The 22,896-nt window shown below is 30.0% G+C and carries 21 protein-coding genes and 1 other annotated feature; of the genes, 1 reads left to right on the top strand and 20 read right to left on the bottom strand.

What is annotated here, in order from left to right; translation table 11 throughout:
* Nucleotides 1–24: 24 nt before the first annotated feature.
* The 20 genes from B2P65_RS12595 to B2P65_RS12500 form a co-directional block, all read right to left on the bottom strand.
* The gene (locus B2P65_RS12595; protein ID WP_346848050.1) at nucleotides 25–651 is read right to left on the bottom strand and encodes a DUF3793 family protein; all 627 of its coding nucleotides are present in this window, start codon (nucleotides 649–651) and stop codon (nucleotides 25–27) included.
* A gap of 13 nt (nucleotides 652–664) precedes the next feature.
* Complete coding sequence (locus B2P65_RS12590; RefSeq protein WP_346880243.1) at nucleotides 665–1,078, bottom strand: flavodoxin; 414 nt, start codon at nucleotides 1,076–1,078, stop codon at nucleotides 665–667.
* Nucleotides 1,079–1,334: 256 nt separating this feature from the next.
* Nucleotides 1,335–2,945 carry a CTP synthase gene (locus B2P65_RS12585; RefSeq protein ID WP_346880242.1) on the bottom strand — a complete coding sequence of 537 codons (1,611 nt, stop codon included), beginning with the start codon at nucleotides 2,943–2,945 and terminating at the stop codon, nucleotides 1,335–1,337.
* Between the two features lie 393 nt (nucleotides 2,946–3,338).
* Entirely contained in the window at nucleotides 3,339–4,346 is a 1,008-nt protein-coding gene (gene asnA / locus B2P65_RS12580) for an aspartate--ammonia ligase (protein WP_346880366.1), read from the bottom strand.
* 124 nt (nucleotides 4,347–4,470) lie between these two features.
* Nucleotides 4,471–4,736, bottom strand: a binding site (T-box leader).
* A 119-nt stretch (nucleotides 4,737–4,855) separates the two neighbouring features.
* Nucleotides 4,856–6,547, bottom strand: a complete 1,692-nt coding sequence (locus B2P65_RS12575; protein WP_346848047.1) for a peptide ABC transporter substrate-binding protein — start codon at nucleotides 6,545–6,547, stop codon at nucleotides 4,856–4,858.
* Between the two features lie 34 nt (nucleotides 6,548–6,581).
* Nucleotides 6,582–7,559 (bottom strand): dipeptide ABC transporter ATP-binding protein, encoded by a 978-nt coding sequence (locus tag B2P65_RS12570; protein ID WP_346848046.1) that lies wholly within the window; start codon nucleotides 7,557–7,559, stop codon nucleotides 6,582–6,584.
* Nucleotides 7,552–8,568, bottom strand: a complete 1,017-nt coding sequence (locus tag B2P65_RS12565; protein ID WP_346848045.1) for an ABC transporter ATP-binding protein — start codon at nucleotides 8,566–8,568, stop codon at nucleotides 7,552–7,554. The genes B2P65_RS12570 and B2P65_RS12565 overlap by 8 nt, the downstream gene beginning before the upstream one ends.
* An 11-nt stretch (nucleotides 8,569–8,579) precedes the next feature.
* A complete protein-coding gene (locus B2P65_RS12560; protein ID WP_346848044.1) occupies nucleotides 8,580–9,518 on the bottom strand; it encodes an ABC transporter permease in 939 nt (312 codons plus the stop codon).
* Between the two features lie 11 nt (nucleotides 9,519–9,529).
* Nucleotides 9,530–10,459: an ABC transporter permease gene (locus B2P65_RS12555; RefSeq protein WP_346848043.1), complete on the bottom strand. Its 930-nt coding sequence runs from the start codon at nucleotides 10,457–10,459 to the stop codon at nucleotides 9,530–9,532.
* A 313-nt stretch (nucleotides 10,460–10,772) separates the two neighbouring features.
* The gene (locus B2P65_RS12550) at nucleotides 10,773–12,017 is read right to left on the bottom strand and encodes a metal-dependent hydrolase family protein (protein ID WP_346848042.1); all 1,245 of its coding nucleotides are present in this window, start codon (nucleotides 12,015–12,017) and stop codon (nucleotides 10,773–10,775) included.
* Between the two features lie 214 nt (nucleotides 12,018–12,231).
* The gene (locus tag B2P65_RS12545) at nucleotides 12,232–13,098 is read right to left on the bottom strand and encodes an SDR family oxidoreductase (RefSeq protein ID WP_346848041.1); all 867 of its coding nucleotides are present in this window, start codon (nucleotides 13,096–13,098) and stop codon (nucleotides 12,232–12,234) included.
* Nucleotides 13,099–13,164: 66 nt separating this feature from the next.
* Entirely contained in the window at nucleotides 13,165–13,368 is a 204-nt protein-coding gene (locus B2P65_RS12540) for a heavy metal-associated domain-containing protein (protein WP_346877457.1), read from the bottom strand.
* 164 nt (nucleotides 13,369–13,532) lie between these two features.
* Entirely contained in the window at nucleotides 13,533–13,721 is a 189-nt protein-coding gene (locus B2P65_RS12535; protein WP_346848039.1) for a DUF1858 domain-containing protein, read from the bottom strand.
* Nucleotides 13,722–13,823: 102 nt separating this feature from the next.
* Nucleotides 13,824–14,723 carry an arginase gene (gene rocF / locus B2P65_RS12530; protein WP_346848038.1) on the bottom strand — a complete coding sequence of 300 codons (900 nt, stop codon included), beginning with the start codon at nucleotides 14,721–14,723 and terminating at the stop codon, nucleotides 13,824–13,826.
* A gap of 449 nt (nucleotides 14,724–15,172) precedes the next feature.
* Complete coding sequence (locus tag B2P65_RS12525) at nucleotides 15,173–15,457, bottom strand: putative quinol monooxygenase (protein ID WP_346848037.1); 285 nt, start codon at nucleotides 15,455–15,457, stop codon at nucleotides 15,173–15,175.
* 238 nt (nucleotides 15,458–15,695) lie between these two features.
* Nucleotides 15,696–16,631: a carbamate kinase gene (gene arcC, locus B2P65_RS12520; protein WP_346848036.1), complete on the bottom strand. Its 936-nt coding sequence runs from the start codon at nucleotides 16,629–16,631 to the stop codon at nucleotides 15,696–15,698.
* A 148-nt stretch (nucleotides 16,632–16,779) separates the two neighbouring features.
* Nucleotides 16,780–17,775: an ornithine carbamoyltransferase gene (argF, locus tag B2P65_RS12515; RefSeq protein ID WP_346848035.1), complete on the bottom strand. Its 996-nt coding sequence runs from the start codon at nucleotides 17,773–17,775 to the stop codon at nucleotides 16,780–16,782.
* Between the two features lie 159 nt (nucleotides 17,776–17,934).
* Complete coding sequence (gene arcA, locus B2P65_RS12510) at nucleotides 17,935–19,167, bottom strand: arginine deiminase (RefSeq protein ID WP_346848216.1); 1,233 nt, start codon at nucleotides 19,165–19,167, stop codon at nucleotides 17,935–17,937.
* 128 nt (nucleotides 19,168–19,295) lie between these two features.
* Nucleotides 19,296–20,486 carry a MerR family transcriptional regulator gene (locus B2P65_RS12505; RefSeq protein WP_346848034.1) on the bottom strand — a complete coding sequence of 397 codons (1,191 nt, stop codon included), beginning with the start codon at nucleotides 20,484–20,486 and terminating at the stop codon, nucleotides 19,296–19,298.
* Between the two features lie 262 nt (nucleotides 20,487–20,748).
* The gene (locus B2P65_RS12500; protein WP_346848033.1) at nucleotides 20,749–21,774 is read right to left on the bottom strand and encodes a low specificity L-threonine aldolase; all 1,026 of its coding nucleotides are present in this window, start codon (nucleotides 21,772–21,774) and stop codon (nucleotides 20,749–20,751) included.
* 238 nt (nucleotides 21,775–22,012) lie between these two features.
* Here B2P65_RS12500 and B2P65_RS12495 point away from each other — a divergent pair, with 238 nt between their 5' ends.
* On the top strand, nucleotides 22,013–22,870 hold the full coding sequence (locus tag B2P65_RS12495) for a metallophosphoesterase (protein ID WP_346878785.1): 858 nt from the start codon (nucleotides 22,013–22,015) through the stop codon (nucleotides 22,868–22,870).
* The last annotated feature ends 26 nt before the right edge of the window (nucleotides 22,871–22,896 follow it).

Raw genomic sequence — 22,896 nt, 5'->3', positions numbered from 1 at the left:
TTTTTATTCATCGCTACTTTTGCCTTACCCATAAAAACTAAAATTATTTTCTATACTTTGCACTAAAGTACTTCCTTCAATTCCTTTAAATATAGAATTTACTGTATATTCCTTAACCTGATCATAAGATTGAAAAATTCTTTGAGCTGAAATACAGTCATTATACACTTTCCAATATCCACACAATAAACACTTCTTATCATTACAGTTAATAAAATCTTTCACGTCATTAATTGGTATTCCTAAAAAAATACCTAATTCATGTGGACAGTTAAATTCTTTATATCTATTTTTTAACACATTTAAATATTCTATAATAGTTCCATTTTCTGAATAGCCTAGACCTATTAAAAACTCTTTATTTTCTTCTTTCCCTATATATTTTTCAAGTAAACGCTGATTATAAATTAATACTACAATTGAATCATCAGATTCTCTTAGTTCTATAAAGTCAAGACCTATACTTTGAATAAACGCTTTTCCCATTGAACCCCAGTTGCTATATAAATTTCTATTATATTTTTTAAAAGTAATAGTAGCAGCTGGTTTAACCTTTGCAATCACCAATGAAGTATTATAAATTAAAAAGTTTTTAATATATTCTTCACCATTCATAGATTCTAACTTATTATAAAATTCTAAACATGTCATTTTCATTACCTACCTATAAAAGTGTTATTTTTCTACCAAAATTTATACATTCATCTTCATCTTCTGGTTCACCACAAATTATTAAACAGTCCTCTTTTATTTCACATCCATAAGAAAGCATTCTATCTTCCCAATCTCTCATCCACTTTCCATCTCCCCAACCATAGGATCCAAATAAAACAACTTTCTTTTTAGATATTTTTGAAGATATCTCTTCAATAAAAGGTTCAAACTCAGATTCTTCTAATACTTCATCTCCCATAGATGGGCATCCTAATACTATTACATTTTCATCATCAAAGATGCTACTGTTAGCATTAGCAACATTGATTACTTCTGCATTTTTTCCTTCTTCTCTGATTCCTTTAGCAATTAATTCTGCCATTTTCTCTGTATTACCTGTACCTGACCAATAAACTATTTTCATAACACATCCTCCTTAATTGAAAATTATTCTCAATTAAATAATATCGGATCTTCACGGTATTGTCAATAGTTTTTGATAATTATTCTCAATTGAATAGTAACAAATAAATCATAATCCTATTATGCTTGTATATGTATGGTTTTATACTTATTAAAGCTCTTTAAATAAATAATAAAAGGCATCTTTCTATTGAACTGCTATCAAATTTATAGATATCAGTTAATATTCTAGAAAAATGCTTCTTATATTATTTATATTATTTACTTTCCTTATCTCTAATTGCAGCTCTTATAAATCCTTTGAATAAAGGATGAGGATTATTAGGTCTTGATTTCAATTCTGGATGAAATTGCACTGATACATACCACGGATGATCTTTTATTTCAACAATTTCTACCAATCTATCATCGGGGCTTGTCCCAGTAATATTCATACCTTTCTCTACTAATTCTTCTCTAAACTTATTATTAAATTCATACCTATGTCTATGTCTTTCATTTACCAATATTTCATCATATTCACTAGCCACTATTGAATTTTTGTCTAGTTTACATGGATATAAACCAAGTCTCATAGTACCACCTAAGTTTTCAATTTCTTGTTGATCTGCCATTAAATCTATTACTGGATATTTTGTATTTGGGTCAATCTCAGAGCTATTAGCTCCTACATATTCAAGTACATTTCTAGCAAATTCTATAACTGAACATTGCATACCTAAACATATCCCAAATAAAGGTTTTTTATTCTCCCTTGCCCACCTTATAGCTTCAATCTTGCCTTCTATTCCTCTATCTCCAAATCCCCCTGGTACTAATATCCCATTCACATCAGAAAAAATTTCATCCGAATTATATCTTGCTACCTCTTCTGCATTTATCCATTTCATTTCTATTATGCAATCATTAGCATATCCACCATGACTTAAAGCCTCAACTACAGAGATATACGCATCATGTAGTTCTACATATTTACCAACTAAAGCAATCTTAATTTTCTCATTTAAATTTTTAATTTTATTAACCATATTAATCCATTGTGAATTATCAATATCCGTACATTCTAAATTTAATCTTTCACATACTAACCTATCTAGACCTTCCTTATGTAACATTAAAGGTACTTCATATAAGTGCTCTGCATCTAGATTTTGTATTACATTTTTACCTTCTAAATTACAAAACAAACCTATTTTTACCTTCAATTCATCTGATATTTCCTTTTCAGCTCTACAAACTATTAGGTCTGGTTGAATTCCTATACTTCTTAATTCTTTAACCGAATGTTGAGTTGGCTTTGTTTTTAATTCACCAGCTTTTCCTAGATAAGGTACTAAAGTCACATGTATAAAACACACATTTTCCTTACCTACTTCATACTGAATTTGTCTTATAGCTTCCAAAAATGGTAAGGATTCAATATCTCCTACAGTACCACCAATTTCAGTTATTACCACATCTACTGCCTTTTCCTTTGTTACCCTACATATTCTTTCTTTTATCTCATTAGTTATATGAGGTATTACTTGAACAGTTCCACCTAAATACTCTCCTCTTCTTTCTTTAGATATGACTGACCAATAAATTTTACCAGTAGTAACATTGCTACTTTTGCTCAAATTTTCGTCAATAAATCTTTCGTAATGTCCTAAATCTAAATCAGTTTCAGCACCATCATCAGTAACAAATACTTCTCCATGTTGATATGGACTCATTGTTCCTGGATCTACATTTAGGTATGGATCAAACTTCTGTATTGTAACATTTAATCCCCTATTTTTTAAAAGTCTACCTAAAGATGCTGCTGTAATACCCTTTCCTAAGGATGAAACTACTCCACCTGTTACAAAAATATACTTACTATTCATGTTATCTTCTCCCATACAATTTATTTTTATATTTTATTAATTTACTATTGACTTTTAATCTCTACATTTGTATAATAAGAATTACCCCATAAATAATATGGGGTAGTCTGTACTTTTAACATAGAATTTATATTACCACACTTCCATATATATGGCTAGTGTTTTTTGTCATTTTATATATTTAATTTAATAATTAAATATATAAAATTATTGTTAGTATAAATCTAACTAATTTACATATTAATATGTGAGGCTATCTTAGAATAATAAAAAACATTCTAAGATAGCCTCACTTTTAACTATTTTTTAAATTAAAACACACTTTAATAATTAAATTTATTATGATTCATTTCTTCATCATATAAAAATTAAATATACAAATCCACTTATGAATTAAAGTAAATTTATATTATTTTCCTTACAAATTTTTATATTTTTTTCATCCCATGTAGTAGCTTGAACTTCACCAATATGAGCTTTGTTTAAAAAAAACATGCATATTCTTGATTGACCTATTCCTCCTCCAATTGTATATGGAAGTTCTCCTGCTAATAATCTCTTATGAAAATCTAGACGTCTTCTGTTATCATTACCTGATACTGTTAATTGATAATCAAGGGCTTTTTCATCTACTCTTATTCCCATTGATGAAAGTTCTACAGCCCTATCTAATAAAGGATACCAAAATAATATATCTCCATTTAAATTCCAATCATCATAATCCGGACTCCTACCATCATGCTTTTCTCCCGATTTTAACGCTCCACCTATTTTCATTATAAATACAGCGCCAAACTCCCTACAAATTTCATCTTCTCTTTCCTTAGAAGTAAAGTTTGGATAAATGTCTTCTAGCTCCTGAGTAGTTATAAAATGTATTTCATTTGGTAAAGGATTTTCTACCTTCATTAAATTTTTATCAACAAATTCTTGAGTTTTCTTAAATACCTTATAGATTTTTCTTACAATATCTTTTAAATATTCTTCATTTCTATCTTCTTTTTTTATTACCTTTTCCCAATCCCATTGGTCTACATAAACTGAATGTAAATTGTCTAGTTCTTCATCTCTTCTTATAGCATTCATATCTGTATATAATCCATCTCCAACTTGGAAGTTGTATCTATGAAGACTCATTCTTTTCCATTTTGCTAAGGAGTGTACTATTTCAACATTTTCTCCTGTAGCCAGCAAGTCAAATACTACCGGTCTCTCAACTCCGTTTAAATTATCATTTAATCCACTTTGAGAGTCCACAAACAGTGGAGCTGAAACTCTAGTCAAGCTAAGATTTTCTGATAAAGTTCTTTCAAAAAAATCTTTTATCTTCTTTATGTGTACTTCTGTTTCTATTAATGTGGCATTCGATTTATATCCTTTCGGAATAACAATCCCTTCTATCTTCATAATAATTCCTCCTTAGATTTTAAGTTTAAAGTTAAAGAGTTGATAAAGTTTTATGGGCCCATACTTTATCTTTTTTATTTATATATAATAAAAAAACTCTCATCCCTATATATAAATATAAAAGGACGAGAGTACTACTCACGTGTTACCACCTTAATTCATTGCTACTTTACAATAACAATCTCTTCAAGTACGTCAATTAATACAAATTGATTATACTCTAGCACTATATCGGGTGCAGATCCGGTACTGCCTACTGGTTGTTATCTTTCGGAGCACTGCTCAGAGATGTTATTCAAATCAACTTACTCTTCCACCTCTCAGCTTATGGGGAATTCTCTGTAAAGATACATTAATTTTACTTCTTCTCTTCAACGCTTTCTACATTTCATTTTTTTAAATAATATCACAATTAATTTATTTTGTAAAGCACTTTTAAAATGCTACCTCAAAATTTCTTTTGAGATAGCATTTTGATTTTAAAGTTCTTTTTATTTATTTAATTACTCTACATAAGCATCTCTAAATTCCATTTGTCCTAATGGTGATTTATAAGTTCCTTTAACATTTTTGTCTATACATAATACATTTGTATAATAGTATAGTGGTATAATTGGTGATTCATCCATTAAAATATCTTCTGCTTTGTGTAATAATTCTGTTCTCTTAGCATCATCTAACTCTACTTTAGCTTGAGCTATTAACTTATCATATTCTTTATTTGAATATCCTGCATTATTTTGTCCATTACCAGTTGTCCACATATCTAAGAATGTCATCGGATCATTATAATCTGCTATCCATCCATGTCTAGCCATAGAATATTGGAAATTATTCCTTGTATCTTGGAATACTGCCCACTCTTCATTTTTCAACTCTACATTAATTCCAAGATTTGTTTTCCACATATCTTGTACTGCTTGAGCTATATTTTGATGACCTTGATCTGTATTAAAAGTAAATGTTATTGTTGGTGCTCCTTCTCCATTTGGATATCCAGCTTCTTCTAGCAATTTCTTAGCTTCTTCAATATTTGCACCCTTTGATGAATAATCCTTTTGAAACTCTTTTCCTATTGAATCAAGAATACCTGCTGGAACATAGCTAGTTGCTGGTGCTTGACCACCTTGAGCTACCTTATCAACTATTAGTTGCCTATCTATAGCTAGTGATAAAGCTTTTCTGAACTTAGGATTACTTAATGCTTCAGCTGCTTTAGGGTCTACATCCTTAGCTTTGTCTGATACATTTATTACATAGAAGTACGTTCCTAAATAAGGATATATTTTTGCTGTTCCCTCATCTAGTAATGTAGGAATTTCAGCCTGAGGTGGTGATTCTATTACATCTATTTCTCCACTCTTAAAGGCATTTAAATAAGTTATTTGATCATCTATTAATTTTACTTCTAATGTTTCAAGTTTTACATTTTTAGCATCCCAATAATTTTCATTTTTTACAAATGTAATACTTTCTTTTTCTTTCCATTCAGACATCTTAAATGGTCCATTAGATATATATGTGTCTGGCTTTAATGTCCACTTTTCTTCATTTCCTTCTATAATATCTTTTCTAACTGGGAAATAAGTTGGAAAAGCTGCCAATGATAAGAAATATGGAACTGGAGATTCAAGAGTTACTTCTAAGGTGTTATCATCTATAACCTTTACACCTACATCCTCTGCTGTAGCAACCTTACCTCCTACTTTTTCCTGATTATAGTATGCAGCTCCATTTTTTATATAGAAAAGTTGATATGCATATTCTGCTGCCACTTTAGGATTTAATGCTCTCTTCCATGCATATTCAAAATCCCCAGCTACTACCGGTTTTCCATCTGACCATTTAGCATCCTTCCTTAAATGGAAAGTATATACAGTTCCATCGTCAGATACTTCATACTTTTCAGCAGTACCTGGTACTATTTTAGAATTTTCATCCTCTCTCATTAACCCTTCAAAAGCATTGTGAATTATTGTTGAACCATCTACTGCTGAATTTAGTTGTGGATCAATAGTTTTAGGATCTGCACCTAAATTATATACTATTTTTTGTTCTACTGTTTCTTCTACCACAGGCGTATTGCTATCACCAGGTTTTTCTCCTTCATTTCCTTTAGTCTTAGTACATCCTAAAAGTAATGTACCTGTCATTATTGCAGTCATTATCAGTGCCATTATTCTAGTTTTCTTCATTCATTGACCTCCTTATTAAATTAATTAATTTATTTTAAAATAAATGACAAGCTACGCAATGGCCAGGAGATACTTCCTTTAAAATTGGCTCCTCTTCACCACAAATTTGTTTTGCATATTTACATCTAGATTTAAATCTACATCCTGGTGGAGGATCAATTGGAGATGGAATATCTCCCTCTAAAATTATTCTTTGTCTTCTTTTAGCTTCATCCGGATCAGGAATTGGAATTGCAGATAGTAATGCATTGGTATAGGGATGTATTGGTTTACTATATACCTCATTACTCTCTGCTATTTCAACTAGTTTTCCTAAGTACATTATTCCAACTCTATTGGATATATGCTTAACCATGGATAAATCATGAGCTATAAACAAGTAAGTTAGGCCAAAGTCATTTTGCAAATCCTCAATCATATTAATTATCTGAGCTTGTATGGATACATCTAGAGCAGAAATAGGTTCATCACAAACAATAAACTCTGGATTAACTGCAAGAGCTCTTGCTATTCCGATTCTTTGTCTTTGACCTCCTGAAAACTCATGTGGATAACGATTTAAATGATTTTGATCAAGACCTACCTTATCTAAAAAATACTTTACTTTTTCTTCTCTTTCTTTGCCTTTACATATTTTATAAATATCTAATGGTTCACCGATAATATCTCCAACGGTTAGCCGTGGATTAAGTGATGCATAAGGGTCTTGAAATATCATCTGCATCTTTTTTCTATAAGATAGCATCTGCTTATTAGTTAGCTTACCAATCTCTTCATTATCATAAAATATCTCTCCAGCAGTAGGATTATATAATTTTAATAGAGTCCTACCTAAAGTTGTTTTACCACATCCTGATTCTCCTACTAGGCCTAAAGTCTCTCCTTTTTTTATTTGAAGAGATACCCCATCAACAGCCTTTAATATTCCTTTATTCTTACTAAAAATTGATTTCTTAGTATTGAAATATTTACATAGATTTTTTATTTCTATTAGTTTCTCCATGCTACTCATCTTCCTTCCTCCTCTTCAATGGAGTTTCAACCTTTGGTGCCCTATTATCATTTAACCAACAAGCAGATTTATGTCCTGGAGTTATTTCATAATATTTAGGTCTATGCTCTTTACATACTTCCATAGAATATTTACATCTAACATAAAATGGACATCCCTTTGGAGGTTTAAATAAATCTGGTGGTTGACCATCTATAGGTCTTAGTCTTTCTCTTACCAAGGTATTAGGATTAGGAACACTTTCCATAAGACCCCAAGTATATGGATGTTTAGAATTATAGAATATATCCTTTACAGTTCCTTGCTCTATAATAAGACCTCCATACATTACATTCACATTATCACAAATATCTGCAACAACTCCCAAATCATGTGTAATAAGAATTATAGATGTATTTAGTTTTTCCTTTATATCCTTCATTATCTCTAAAATTTGTGCTTGTATCGTAACATCTAGTGCAGTAGTTGGTTCATCCGCTATCAATAGCTTTGGATTACAAGTTAATGCCATAGCTATCATAACCCTTTGTCTCATACCCCCAGAAAACTCATGTGGATATTGCTTCATTCTGCTTTCAGGACTAGGTATACCAACTAAGTGTAATAATTCTACAGCTTTTTTACGTGCTTCTTCTTTAGTCATCTTCTTATGGATTCTAAGCGGCTCCATAATTTGATTTCCTATAGTCATAAGCGGATTCAAAGAAGTCATAGGATCTTGGAAAATCATGGATATATCATTCCCTCTTATGGTAGACATATCTTCCTCACTGATAGATACTATATCCTTATCTTCAAATCTTACTTTCCCCTCTTTTACTTTACCATTATCATCTAAAAGCCTCATAATAGACATCATTGTAACACTTTTTCCACTACCAGATTCTCCAACTATACCCATAACCTCACCATGTTCTAGATTAAATGAAACTCCCCCTACAGCTTGCACTTCTCCAAATTGAGTATAGAAAGATGTTTTTAAATTATTTACTTCTAACAAATTACTCATCCTTCCACCACCTACTTTTTAATCTTTGGATCTAGAGCATCTCTAAGCCCATCACCAAGCATATTAAATGAAAAAATTGTTATACATATAGCCAACGTCGGAAATAAAAGCTGATACGGATATAATCTTAAAGTAGATAAAGCATCACTAGCTAAAGTTCCCCATGATGCAAGTGGTGGTACTAATCCTAATCCAATAAAACTTAAAAAAGCTTCTGAAAATATTGCAGTTGGTATTTGCAGTGTAAGAGTTACTATAATTGGACCTAAACAATTTGGAATTAGATGTTTAAATAGTATTCTCTTACCTTGAGCTCCTAAAGTTTTAGCAGCTAAAATAAATTCTTGTTGTTTAAGCTGAAGTATTTCTGCCCTAACAATTCTAGCCATACCTATCCAATAAGAAATAGCCAATGCTACAATAATATTGAATAAACCACCTTTTTCAAGAATGACCATTAATAGTATTACATATATTGTCATAGGTATAGAAGATATTATATCTACAATTCTCATCATAATATTATCTACCCATCCACCTATAAGTCCAGCAATTCCACCATATACTATACCTATAACCAAATTAAGTATAGATGCCACAAAACCAATTATTAAAGAATATCTAGCACCATACATAACCCTTACAAACAAATCTCTTCCTAGTGAATCTGTTCCAAACCAATGCTCTGCAGACGGTCCTTGGTTAGTAAGCATTAAGTTATTTGTCGTATAATCATGTTTAGAAAACCAAGGAATAAATATAGCTCCTAGAGTTATAAGAATAACAAAGATAAGCCCTACTATTGCTAACTTATTTTTTTTAAGTTTTCTCCACGAATCTTTCCAATAAGATACACTTGGCCTATTTATTGTATCCTTTTGTTTACTACCTTCATCTACAAAGACAAAATCCTTTTCTAAAATTTCATTAATTTCTTCATTAAATTCCATAACATCACCTCCTACGCTTCAACATTTTCTAATTTAATTCTTGGATCTATAATTACATACATAATATCCACAATTAAATTACATAGTATAAGAAGTGTACTATAGAATATAGTTACTCCAAGTATAGTTGTATAATCTCTATTTGTTATTGTAGTTACAAACTCTCTTCCAAGTCCAGGTATAGCAAATATCTTTTCTACTACAAAGCTACCAGTTAATATTCCTGCAATCAATGGACCTACGTAGGTTACTATAGGGATTAATGTATTTCTAAGAGCATGTTTAAACATAATTCTTCTACCATTAACTCCTTTTGCCTTTGCAGTTCTAATATAATCTGATTTCAAAACTTCTAAAAGTTTAGATCTTGTAAGTCTAGATATAAATGCTATGGAATATCCAGCTAGAGCTACTGATGGTAAAATATAACTCTTTAAGTTATCTAACCCTGTTATTGGAACTAAGCTTAGTTTAACTCCAAATACATACATCAATAATGTAGCTATAACAAAGCTTGGCAATGTAACTCCCAGTGTAGCAAGTACCATACATATTGAATCTGGCCACTTATTATATTTAAGAGCAGCAATTATCCCTAAAAGTATTCCAAAAATTAAGGAAATTGCCACAGCTACTCCACCAAGTTTAGCAGATGCCGGGAAAGAATAACCTATTATTTCTTGTACTTCTCTTCCTTTGTATCTCATACTTGGACCTAGATCCCCCTTAAGCAAGTCCTTTAAATACATAGAATATTGCTCACCTAAAGATTTATCTAATCCATATTTTGCTTCTAAACTAGCCTTTATTTCTGGTGGTAGTGGCTTTTCACCATCAAAAGGTCCACCAGGCATTAATCTCATTAAAAAAAATGTCGCAGTGATAACTATAAATATAGTTACTACACTTATACCTAGTCTTTTTAGAATGTATTTAATCAAATTCTCACCCCCCATTTTTTATATGATATATATATATTGATTTATTCTCTCAATATTCCATTAATTTTTGTTTAATCCATTACTTTTTAATGATAAATTAATAACAATCTTCATATATATCTATATTTCACTATTTCTTAATGGGTTAATGTGCTTTGTTGCTCAATAAAGCTAAGTAATTATATTTTTCAAAAAAAAGAAAAGCGCCTTAAAATTTTGCACTCTTTAAGATATTTATTCACATTTCATTAAGGAAATGATGCTTAAACATCAATTTAAGATCTAGTGTATTTTAAGACAACTCTTTAAACTATTAATTTATATTTTTCTTTACAAAGGTACCTTCCTTCATAATTATCTGCATGTTACCACTTCTTATATCATGAATATCCTTTAATGGATTTCCATTCAATACAATAATATCAGCAAACTTACCTAACTCCAAAGTGCCTGTTATATCATCAATTTTTAGCATTTCTGCTCCATTTTTTGTAGCTGCTAAAATTACCTCCATATTGGTAAGTCCAGCTTTACAAAGAGTATACATTTCAGTTATTGCATATTCTCCATAGGGAGTTAAGCTACTACAGAAGGAATCTGAACCTACTGTTATTCTTACTCCCTTTTTATTTGCATTTCTTAGATTACTTATTATACGATTTAGCTCCTTTTCAGCTACTGTCTCTCCCTCATAATCATCCAAAATTTTTCTATAGGGAGGCTCGTACACTGTAAACCATTGATAGAAGAATTGAAGGGTTGGACAAAAGCTTATATTCTTTTCCTTCATTATTTCTAAACATTCTTCATTTAATTCCTGACCATGGATTATAGCAGAAACTCCTGCCTTACATGAATTTAAAGCTCCTTCATAACCTTCAGCATGAGACCAAACCGGTAATCCAACCATATTGCATTCATCTACCACAGCTTGTATTTCCTCCATACAATAGTGAGATGCTGCTTTGGCATCATGTCTCCATATACCTCCTCCAGTAGACCATATTTTTATAGCATCAGGATTTTCACGTATTCGTTTTCTGATAGACTTACGCAATTCCCAAGGTCCATCAACTCTTTCTGCCCATGGATGTGAATCTTCATTATAGTTCAATGGTAAATTATGTGAATCTCCATGTCCTGAAGTTCTACAAAATCCTAAACCTGTTGCAACTATACGTGGTCCTGGTATTATTCCTTCTTCAATCATATTTCTAAGATGAATTCCAGAACGAGAAATTTCACCTACGGATGTTAGTCCATGCTCCAAAGCTTCTCTAGCTTGAGCAACAGCTACTATTGTCTTTTGTATCACAGGCTCTAATACCCACTCTGTATCACTATCTGTTCTATTTCCGCTAAAATGTAGATGAGAATCTATAAGCCCTGGCATAATAGTTTTTCCTGATATATCTATTATTTCATAATTCTCTTCTATTTCTTTCATCACTCCAGCATAAGTAATTTTCTTATTTTCAACAAGAACTAAGGAATTTTCTACAGGTTCAGTTCCTGATCCATCTATCAATAGTCCTCCTATAAATGCTATACTTCTCATATTTTACCCCCCAAAAATTATTCACATTATTATGGCTTCACTTTGATATACTCCAATAGTTTGCCTCAACTCATTATTATACCATATATGTAAAATTAAACAGGGTTAATTTTATGTTTTTTATAATTTATTTCATGAAAATAAAATGAGTAGACAATAATTACATTATCTACTCATGGTCTAACTAAGTAACTTAATTTAATTATATAAATTATTAACTAGTTATAAATTGACCACCATTTATATGAATAGTTTCTCCAGTTATAAATGAAGCCCCATCTCCAGCTAAGAATACATAGCTCTCTGCAATTTCAACAGGCTGACCTGCTCTTTTAAACAAGGTATTACTGCCGAAAGTAGATACCTTATCACTATGAAAGGATGATGGTATAAGTGGTGTCCATACTGGACCTGGTGCCACTGCATTTACCCTTATTCCTCTTGTAGCCAATGACTTTGATAAACTTCTAGTTAGGGCTGTTAAAGCTCCTTTAGTACAAGAATAATCTATTAAAGTTTCATTTCCTTCATATGCTGTTACAGAAGTTGTATATATTATTGAATCCCCCTTCTTCATATGAAAGAGTACTTCTTTTGTTAAATAGAAAGCTCCAAAGAAGTTTGTATCAAAGGTTTTATGTAATTGCTTACTAGTTATCTCATTAATTTGTTGACACTCATGTTGTTCTGCAGAATTTGATACAAAAATATTTATAACTCCATACTTTTGTACTACTTTTTTTATAGCTTCCTTGCAGAAGTCTTCATTACCAATATCTCCAGAGATGAGCAAACACTCTCCTCCTCTTTCTTCAATAAGACTTTTTGTTTCCTTAGCATCTTCATGTTCATTTAAATAAATTATACATACCTTTGCTCCTTCTTTTGCATATAGTATAGAAATAGCCCTTCCTATACCACTATCTCCCCCTGTAATTAAAGCTACTTTGCCCTTTAATCTGTCTGAAGTTTTATGATAATCATTTATTTCATAGATAGGTTTTGGTTCCATTTCACTTTCAATGCCTGGCTGTATACTTTGATGTTGAGGCTTAAACCCAATTGGAAAATTGTAGTCCATTTTAATACTCCTTATCTATATATAGAAATTAATATTTTAACTCCATTACTCTTGCTCTATCTTTTTTTACTTTACTATATACCCTGTATGAGAAATACAGTCCTTAATTTCTTCTGGAGTTGCTGGACTGTTATAATTTACTTCCACTGTACCTCTTGCTATATCAACACAGACCTGTTGTACACCATTAATTTTATCTAAAGAATTATTTAACTTAGTTCTACTTTCTGAATTTACTAATCCTGAAACATTATAATGTACTGATTTCATTTTAATTTACCTCCAATTATTAGTTTTCTAATATATTATCTTTTAAAAGAGCAATTTTTATGCATAGAAATACTAATTCTAAACTATACACCTTTCATTTTTGTAAATTAATCTATAAAAAAAGACACTACCTATGTAGCGTCTTTAAATCTTATATTTTATTCCTAAATAGCTTGGAGTTTACTTAATAAGTCATCTATTTCTAATCCGTGAACCATACATGCTTCTTCAAGAGTTTCCGCTTGTGCTGAAGGACATCCAACACAACCCATACCAAAACTCATTAAAACTTCTGCTGCTTTCTCATTTTGTCTTATTACTTCCCCAATAGTCATTTCCTTTGTTACTTGCATAACTATTACCTCCATTTTTATTTTGATTAACTTAGATATAAATATATATCATTAAACATAGTATACTACATTTCTACAGATTTAATTATTTAATTTTTATATCTATATTAATTCACCTATTTTTTTTATTAATGCCATACAACTTTTTAACGTAGTATCAGTATCATCTAAACATGGATTAAATTCTACAAAATCCATAGATTTAACTAATCTAGTATTAAATATACTAGTTAATAACTTCTCTGCATCATTTATATTAAATCCATTTGGAACTGGAGTTCCCGTTCCTTTTATTAATTTTGGATCTACAGAATCTATATCAAAGCTAATATGAATATTATTTATTCCTCGTGCTTTTAAACCTTCCAAAAGCTCCTTACACACTTTATCTACACCTATTTCTATTACTTTATCCATAGTCCAAACAGTTAAATTTTTATCTTTAATTAATTGAAGTTCACCTTCATCTAAATCTCTTGCTCCAATTATAAATACATTTTCCTTTTTAACTTTTATACCATTAAAATATAAAGTTGTTAAAGATTCATCTCCAAAACCCATTGATGCAGCTAATGGCATACCATGAACATTTCCTGTAGGACTTGTCTCAAAGGTATTTATATCTCCATGAGCATCAATCCATATTACAGCTAAATCTCCCTGGAAATATCTACTTGAACCAGCAACACTTCCCATAGCTAAAGCATGATCTCCACCTAAAGTTATAGGAAAACCTCCACCGCATAGGGAACTATAAACTGAATTAGCTAAATTCTCAGTTACTTCTATAATTTCATTAATGTATTTTGCATTTACTCCGGCCGCAAAAGGTTGCTTATCCTTTGTATTATTAACATAAATATTACCTAAATCATATACCTTATTTTTATGATTTTCTAATAATTTTTTAATTCCATTTTCTCTTAATTCATCTGGTCCATTTTCTACCCCTGCTCTATCACATCCATAATAAAGAGGTACTCCAATTAAGTTAATATCCATATAAATGCCCTCCGTTAAAATGCCACTTATGTTATATTAGCATTCAGTCAAATTTTACTTTCAAATCCCTATTTCTATTATGTATCTATCTAATATAACGTAGAAATTTATCAGCAATTATTACTTTATTCCAAAACTAATAAAATTACAATAGAAAACTAATATTTATTTTATCGAATATATATATTTTTATATAATAACTGTTATAATATTCACTGTTCTAATGGATAATTATGTGGTTAACTTAAAGGTTTTATAATATATGTAATAAACTTCATTTCATTTTAAAGAATATTTTATAAAAATTTCAATATATTAAACTTTTCATATATTCCATTGCCTGTTATTAAAATATGTATTTTTATACATACATCAAGTTATAATTTAGGAATACTTTCTCAAATATAATAAAGCCTATTTCAATATTATCTTTGAAATAGGCTTTCTATCTATATTTTTTTATAAAGAGTTATTTCTGTTTCTCCCTCTTGAAGTTTAGCGAGTTCTGGTACAAGATTAGTAAAATGTATTGTATTGTTATGTAACTTTATTGCTTCTTCACTCTCCCAAACCTCAATGAATGCAACTACATCACTATTTCTTAAATCTTCGTAAAGATCATACTCTATACATCCAGTTTCTTTCCTACTTTCTTCTATAAGTTTATTGGCTAAATTTTTAAATTCTTCTTTTTTATCTTTTTTTATAGTCTTTTTTGCTACAATAGTAATCATATTCATATACCTCCAATATAAATTATTTTAGTTAATGTTCACCATAATATTTTCCCTACATGCTTTAAGCTTCATAGATTTTAACCTTCACTGAATATAAAAATATAAAAATAGTTAAACACCCTATAAAAGAATTATATCACCTTTACTAAAATTTACATATAAAAATGAGGACTTAAAACAGCTTTCACAGATGCTTTAAATCCTCATACTCTAGTTTTACCCAGATAAAATTCGATTATTTTTCTATTATAGTTCCTGTTATACCATGTAAAGCTTCTTTAGCTTTTTCTAGTGAAGTTATTAAAGCTTTACCATTATTACTAAATTTAACATAGTCCATACATGCTTCTACCTTAGGTAGCATTGAACCTTTAGCAAAATGGCCTTCTTGTATATATTTACCAGCCTCTTCTAGATTAACTTCTGATAGTTCTTCTTGATTTGGTTTATTAAAGTTTATACAAACTCTATCAACAGCTGTTAAAATAACTAGCATTTCTGCATCTAAATCTTTTGCAAGTTTTGCGCTTGATTTATCTTTATCTATAACTGCTGCAACACCTCTAAGAGATCCATCAGATTCCTCTACTACAGGAATACCACCACCACCAACAGTAATAACTATAGTTCCTTGTTCAACTAATTGTTTAACTGTTTCAAGCTCTACAATTTTTTGCGGCTGTGGAGATGCAACTACTCTTCTATATCCTCTACCTGCATCTTCTACAAATGTAAATCCTTTTTCTGCAGCTATCTTTTCTGCTTCTTCCTTACTATAGAACATTCCTACTGGTTTACTTAAGTTTTTAAAAGCTTCATCATTTTCATCAACTACAACTTGAGTAACTACAGTTGCAACATTTTTTCTAATTCCTCTAGATATAAGCTCTGTTCTAATAGATTGTTGTAAGTGATATCCAATATATCCTTGACTCATGGCACCACATTCTGCAAAAGGCATTAATGGAGTATTTGCTCCATTATTTGCTGCAAATTCCATAGCTAAGTTTATCATTCCAACCTGTGGACCATTACCATGGCCAACAATTACATTATAGCCTTCTTCTACTAAATCAACGATGGTTTTTGCTGTATGCTTAACTAAATCTAATTGTTCTTCAGCTGTTTTTCCTAAGGCGTTTCCCCCTAAAGCTATTACTAGTTCCTTCATTTAATTCACCCCATATATAATTTAAATATAAAATATGTTGAGACTACTATATTTTTATCTATGCCTTAAATATAATATTTTATTGTTTAGCTAATTAAATAATAGGTTAAACCCCTTCCTTTCTTAATTTTAAGAAGGGGTTTAATTATTATAGCCCTATAGTTGCAGCCATAACTGCTTTAATTGTATGCATTCTATTTTCAGCTTCATCAAATACTACAGATTGTTTTGACTCAAATACCTCATCAGTAACTTCCATTTCTGTCATTCCAAATTTTTCTCCCATTTCTTTTCCTACTACAGTTTTTAAATCGTGGAATGCTGGTAGACAGTGCATGAATATAGCTTCTGGTTTAGCATTTTCCATTGCAGTTTTATTCACTTGATATGGTCTTAGCTCTTTTATTCTTGCTTCCCAAACTTCATCTGGTTCTCCCATAGATACCCAAACATCTGTATATATAACATCTGCATTTTTTGTTCCAACCATAACATCTTCAGTTAATGTTACAGTACATCCATTTTCCTTTGCAATTTCCTTGCAAGCTTCAACTAGCTCCTCAGCTGGGAATAATTCTTTAGGTGCACAAGCTGTAAAATTTAAACCCATTTTTGCACAAGCAACCATTAAAGAGTTACCCATATTATTTCTGGCATCACCCATATATACAAAGTTAATTCCTTTTAATCTTCCAAACTTCTCTTCTATAGTCAATAAGTCTGCAAGCATTTGAGTTGGATGGAATTCAGTTGTTAATCCATTCCAAACTGGAACTCCTGCATAAGCTGCTAATTCTTCAACTATTTCTTGATCAAAACCTCTATATTCTATACCATCATACATTCTACCTAATACTCTAGCTGTATCTGCAATAGATTCCTTTTTACCCATTTGAGAACCTGTAGGTCCTAAATAAGTAACACCCATACCTAAATCCATAGCTCCTACCTCAAAGGAACATCTTGTTCTAGTAGAATCCTTAGCAAATAATATTGCAACATTCTTTCCCTCTAAATTTTTATGAGGTACTCCAGCTCTCTTTAAATTTTTGAAGTCCTTAGATAAGTCTAATAAATATCTAATTTCCTCTGGTGTAAAATCTAATAATTTTAAAAATGAACGTCCTCTTAAATTAATTGCCATTGTTATACTCCCCCTAATATGTTGTTTTTTATATAATTTTATTTTATTCTTCTTCAGTATTTAATTATTGGATACTTAAAGAAGATTTTTTATTTTACAAATATATTATATTTTCATTTAATTTAAAATACACAATAAATGTTGGTTATATTTGTGTTATTAAACCTCACGAATCAAAGGCATAGACATACACCTAGGGCCTCCACGTCCCCTTGATAATTCAGATGATGGTATAACATGAGTTTTTATCCCATACTCTTCCAATATCTTGTTAGTTACATAATTCCTTGAATATACAATAACTTCACCTGGTCTTATACATAAAGTATTAGAGCCATCATTCCATTGCTCTCTTTGTGAAATTACATAATCTCCTCCACCACATCGAATTAACTTTACATCACATTCTAAATATTTCGACAATACCTCTTGTAATGTCATACTTTCCTTAGTAATTTTCACTTTTCCATTTTCCCCTTTAGTTAATTCAAATATTTCAAGAGGTCCTTCTATTTGTGGGTGAATAGTGAATTTATCATAATCAACTTGAGTAAATACTGTATCTAGGTGCATATATGCTCTAGTCTTTGGTATTTTAAATGCTAATACAGTTTCAATTTTGCTATCTGGTGTTTCAAAGAATATTCTCTCTGATATTTTTTCAATTGCCTGTGGAGCTGTCCTTTGAGATATTCCAATTGCAAGAACCTTTTCAGATATATTAAGAATATCTCCCCCCTCTATATTATAATCAAAATCTCTGTCATAAAGCCTATTAGTTCCCTTAAAATCAGGATGATATTTAAATATAAAGTGTGCATATATAGTTTCCCTATTTCTTGTTTCAGAATACATCCTATTTAAGCTTATTGAATTTCCAATGGATGCAAAGGGATCTCTCGTAAAATAAAGATTTGGCATTGGATCTGTAATAAATGGATATGCCTCATTTAAAAAATCCTCTAAATGCCTTGCTTTTGCTTTCTTCAATTCTGACTTACTAATTCCAGCCATAGTCTTTCTAATTAACTCTTCATTGCAATTAAAACTAATTAAATAGTTATATAATTCTTCTTTAACTTGTTCACTCTCTACTTTAGCTTCTTTTATAAACATTTTAATAAATTCATCTTTAACATCTGGGTCTTCCATTACTTTTGCTGCCAATTCATGTAAATATACAACTTCTACTCCATTGTCTCTTAAAACCTGTGCAAAGGCATCATGTTCTTCCTGTGCTACTTTTAAATAAGGAATATCATCAAATAATAATCTCTCCAGATATTCCGGTGTTAAATTCTCAATTTCTGCACCAGGCCTATGCAACAAGACTTTTTTTAATGGTTTAATTTCGCTTGTAACATTTATTCCCATAATTCTTTCCTTTCTTATACAACATTTTGTTAATTAAAAATACTTTATTTAAATTAACAATTTTTTATTTATAATATCAATATCCCATAACCTAAGTAATAAATTAAATTATGTAATATTGTTTTACACAAGTAAAAGTTTACACTCTATTTATTTTTAGCCTTGAACAAACCTAAACTATTGGTTATAAAAATTTCTCCATTTTTATCAATTATTTTTTTTATATAACCTTCAAATTCTTTTTTCTTAGAATCAATAATGTCTAATATATTTCCAGGTATAGAATAGATATATTCTAATATGTTATTGGTGTCATTAACTATAAGCTTATCATCATACAAAACTTTCTCTACTGTATTAAAATACTTACTAAGTATTTTTTCCCCATTCTCTAATCCAAATTTACAAGATAACTTATCTTCATATATGCGTATATTACTACTAAAGCTTAACATTAATTCTTGTAACTCCCTTAAATGATTACTTCCAATAGTAGAACAGTATACTACTCCATTAGGTTTAATAACTCTTTTTATCTCAGCCAGAGCTAAATCTATATCTTTCATAAAAAATAATATATGATTAGCAATTACTACATCAAAACTATTATCATCAAAGGGTAATGATGTTAAATCAGTTATTATAAAATTAAACCTTTTAGAATTATCTCGTAAATTTAACTTTGCTTCATTTATCATATCTTCACATATCTCTGTTAGCGTAACCTCTATACTCTCATGTAGATTGTCCATATTTTTAGCCCATAGAACTCCATTACCACAACCTATTTCTAAAACCTTATCCTTCTTTTTGATTTTCATATTATCAAATACCCATGGATACCAACCATACCTATTTGTTGAGAATCTATCCATTAACTTCACACCTTCATTTAAATTAGATGCATCTCTACTACGTTGCAGTAATTCCTTCTCACTCTCTAAAGATTTTATTACATCAATAGCCTCTTCCCATTTCATATTAGAGTTCTCATTCATACTAAATTCAGCTGTTTCTATAGCATTTAATACTACCTTCATATTATTCATCTTATTTTTAATAATACTTTTCTGAAGTTTCAGAGAATTCATCATATCTTCTTTCTTATAATCACAATTTTCTGTGCTTATAATTTCATCTAAGGATAATCCCAGGTACTTTAAAGCTAAGATTTTTTTTAATTTTATAAAATCTTCATCAGAGTAATATCTATATCCTAGGTTATTAGTATATGATGGCTTAAGAATTCCTTTGCTATCATAATATCTAATAGTTCTAATGGTAACTCCTGCTTTCTTTGCAAATTCCCCAGTGGTATAAAATTCATCACTATTCATATTTATCCCTCCAAAGCAATCGTATACCTTACCCTATATTAATATAATAGAAGGTTACGTAAGGTAACTGTCAATACCTTTTTATGAATTTTATTACATTTATACAACATACTTAGTGCTGTATGTAATAATTGTATCATAATTTTGCATAATATTCTTACTTTTTTACTCAACTTCAAACTATCTATCTAATACTTATATTGTTATAAAAGTAAAAAGACAGAATTGACTAGTTAAATCTAGTTTTCTATCTTTTTATATATTAATTATATAATTTCACATCAGCTATAAACTCCAATACTTTTTCCTCATTTGTTGCCCAAGATGTGACAAGACGAATTGCTGAATTCTCTTTATCGATTTTTTCCCAAATCAAAAATAAGTATTTTTTTTTAAGACTATTAATTAATTTATTAGGGAGTATAGGAAAGACTTGATTACTAGATGAATTTATCATAAAACTGTGACCAGCATCTTTAATACCCTTTTTAAGGATTTGTGCCATATTATTAGCGTGAGTTGCTAAATCAAAATATAGATTATCCTTAAATAATTCTTCAAATTGAATTCCTAGTATTCTTCCCTTTGCAAGTAGAGCTCCCTTTTGTTTAATATGGTATCTGAAATCCTTTTTTAAAGTATCTCTACATATTACAAGAGCTTCTCCTATTAAAGCTCCTCCTTTAGTTCCACCTATATAAAAGGCATCTACTAATTGAGCCAATTCATAGATTTTCATATTGTTTTCATTAGAACATAGTGCAGAGCCTAATCGTGCACCATCAACATAGAGATATAAATTGTGTTTTTTACACACTTCACTTAACTCTTCTACCTCTTCCCTTTTATATATTGTTCCTATTTCTGTAGAGTTAGAAATATATACAAGTTTTGGCTTTACCATATGTTCATCAGTGTGCTCTTCTATTACAGCTTCTATATTTTTTCTGGTTAATTTTCCATTTTCCACGTCTACAGAAATAACCTTATGCCCTGTAGCCTCAATGGCTCCAGTTTCATGAACTAGCACGTGACCAGTATCTGCTGCAATTACCGCTTCATGAGGTCTTAAGAAGGCTGATAAAGCAGTAAGATTAGTTTGTGTTCCTCCAACTAAAAGATGAACATCTACATCTTCTCTTCTTATTTTTTCCTTAATTAACTTAATAGCTCTTGCTGTAAATATATCTTCTCCATAACCTTCACTCTGCTCCATATTACACTTGATTAATGCCTCTAATATTCTTGGATGCGCTCCTTCACTATAGTCATTTTTAAAGCTATACATAATAATATTACCTCCATTTTTTCATATTCTATCACTTTGCCATAGAAATATCAATAAAGGCTAAATAAACTTATGAAAGGAGTTCTTATTATGATTTTGCACTTATTACATATATGTTAAATATTATACATTTCTCTTTAGTAAAGAAATTTATTTGTGTATACTATAAATAAATTAGTTTTAAAATTGCTATTTAATATAATAGAACATGCTAATAATTAATATAAGGATGTGTAATATGAATATAAAAAAATTAATAATTGTAATGATTTTACTAATATTTATTATAACTTTCTGTTATTGGCAAAATAATAATATAGTTGTAACTAATATAGATTACGTAAACTCAAAAATTCCTAGTGGTTTTAATGGATATAAAATTCTTCAAATTTCTGATTTACATAATAAAGAATTTGGAGCTAATCAAAAAAATCTTATATCCTTAACTAAAGAAATTAACCCGGATATAATTGTAATTACTGGTGATTTAATTGATAGCCGAAGAACAAATAAAGATAATATGAATATAGCTACTTCCTACATTAAATCAGCTGTAGATATAGCTCCCGTATACTATGTATCTGGAAATCATGAATCAAGATCAGATTTATATGATGAATTAAAAATCATCTTTAAAGAGTATGGTGTCATAAATATGGACAACATTCATAAAAATATACAGTTAAATGGTGTTACTATTTCTCTTTTAGGACTAGCAGACATATGCTTTAATCCCATAGATAATTACGAGTACCCTAACTCTCCTTTTAGCTTTAATGAAATATTGGGGAATTTAAAAACTGAAAGTAAAAATAATTTTACTATTCTCCTTTCTCATAGACCCGAGCTAATTACACTTTATGCCAAAGAAAATATAGATTTAGTATTTTCTGGTCATGCCCATGGTGGACAAATTCGCCTTCCATTTTCAGGTGGAATTATAGCTCCAGATCAAGGTTTTTTCCCAAAATATACTAGTGGAATCCACAGATTAAATTCTACATCTTTAGTAATTAGTAGAGGGCTTGGTAACAGCCTAGCTCCTCAAAGAATATTTAATCGCCCTGAATTAGTAGTTGTAACTTTATCAAATTAATAAATTATTTAACCTAAATCATTTTT

It is taken from the genome of Clostridium sp. UBA3061, assembly GCF_002367465.1.
Taxonomy (GTDB): Bacteria; Bacillota; Clostridia; order Clostridiales; family Clostridiaceae; genus Clostridium_J; species Clostridium_J sulfidigenes.
Note: the sequence above shows the minus strand (reverse complement) of the source record. Positions and strands in the feature narration are given on the sequence as shown.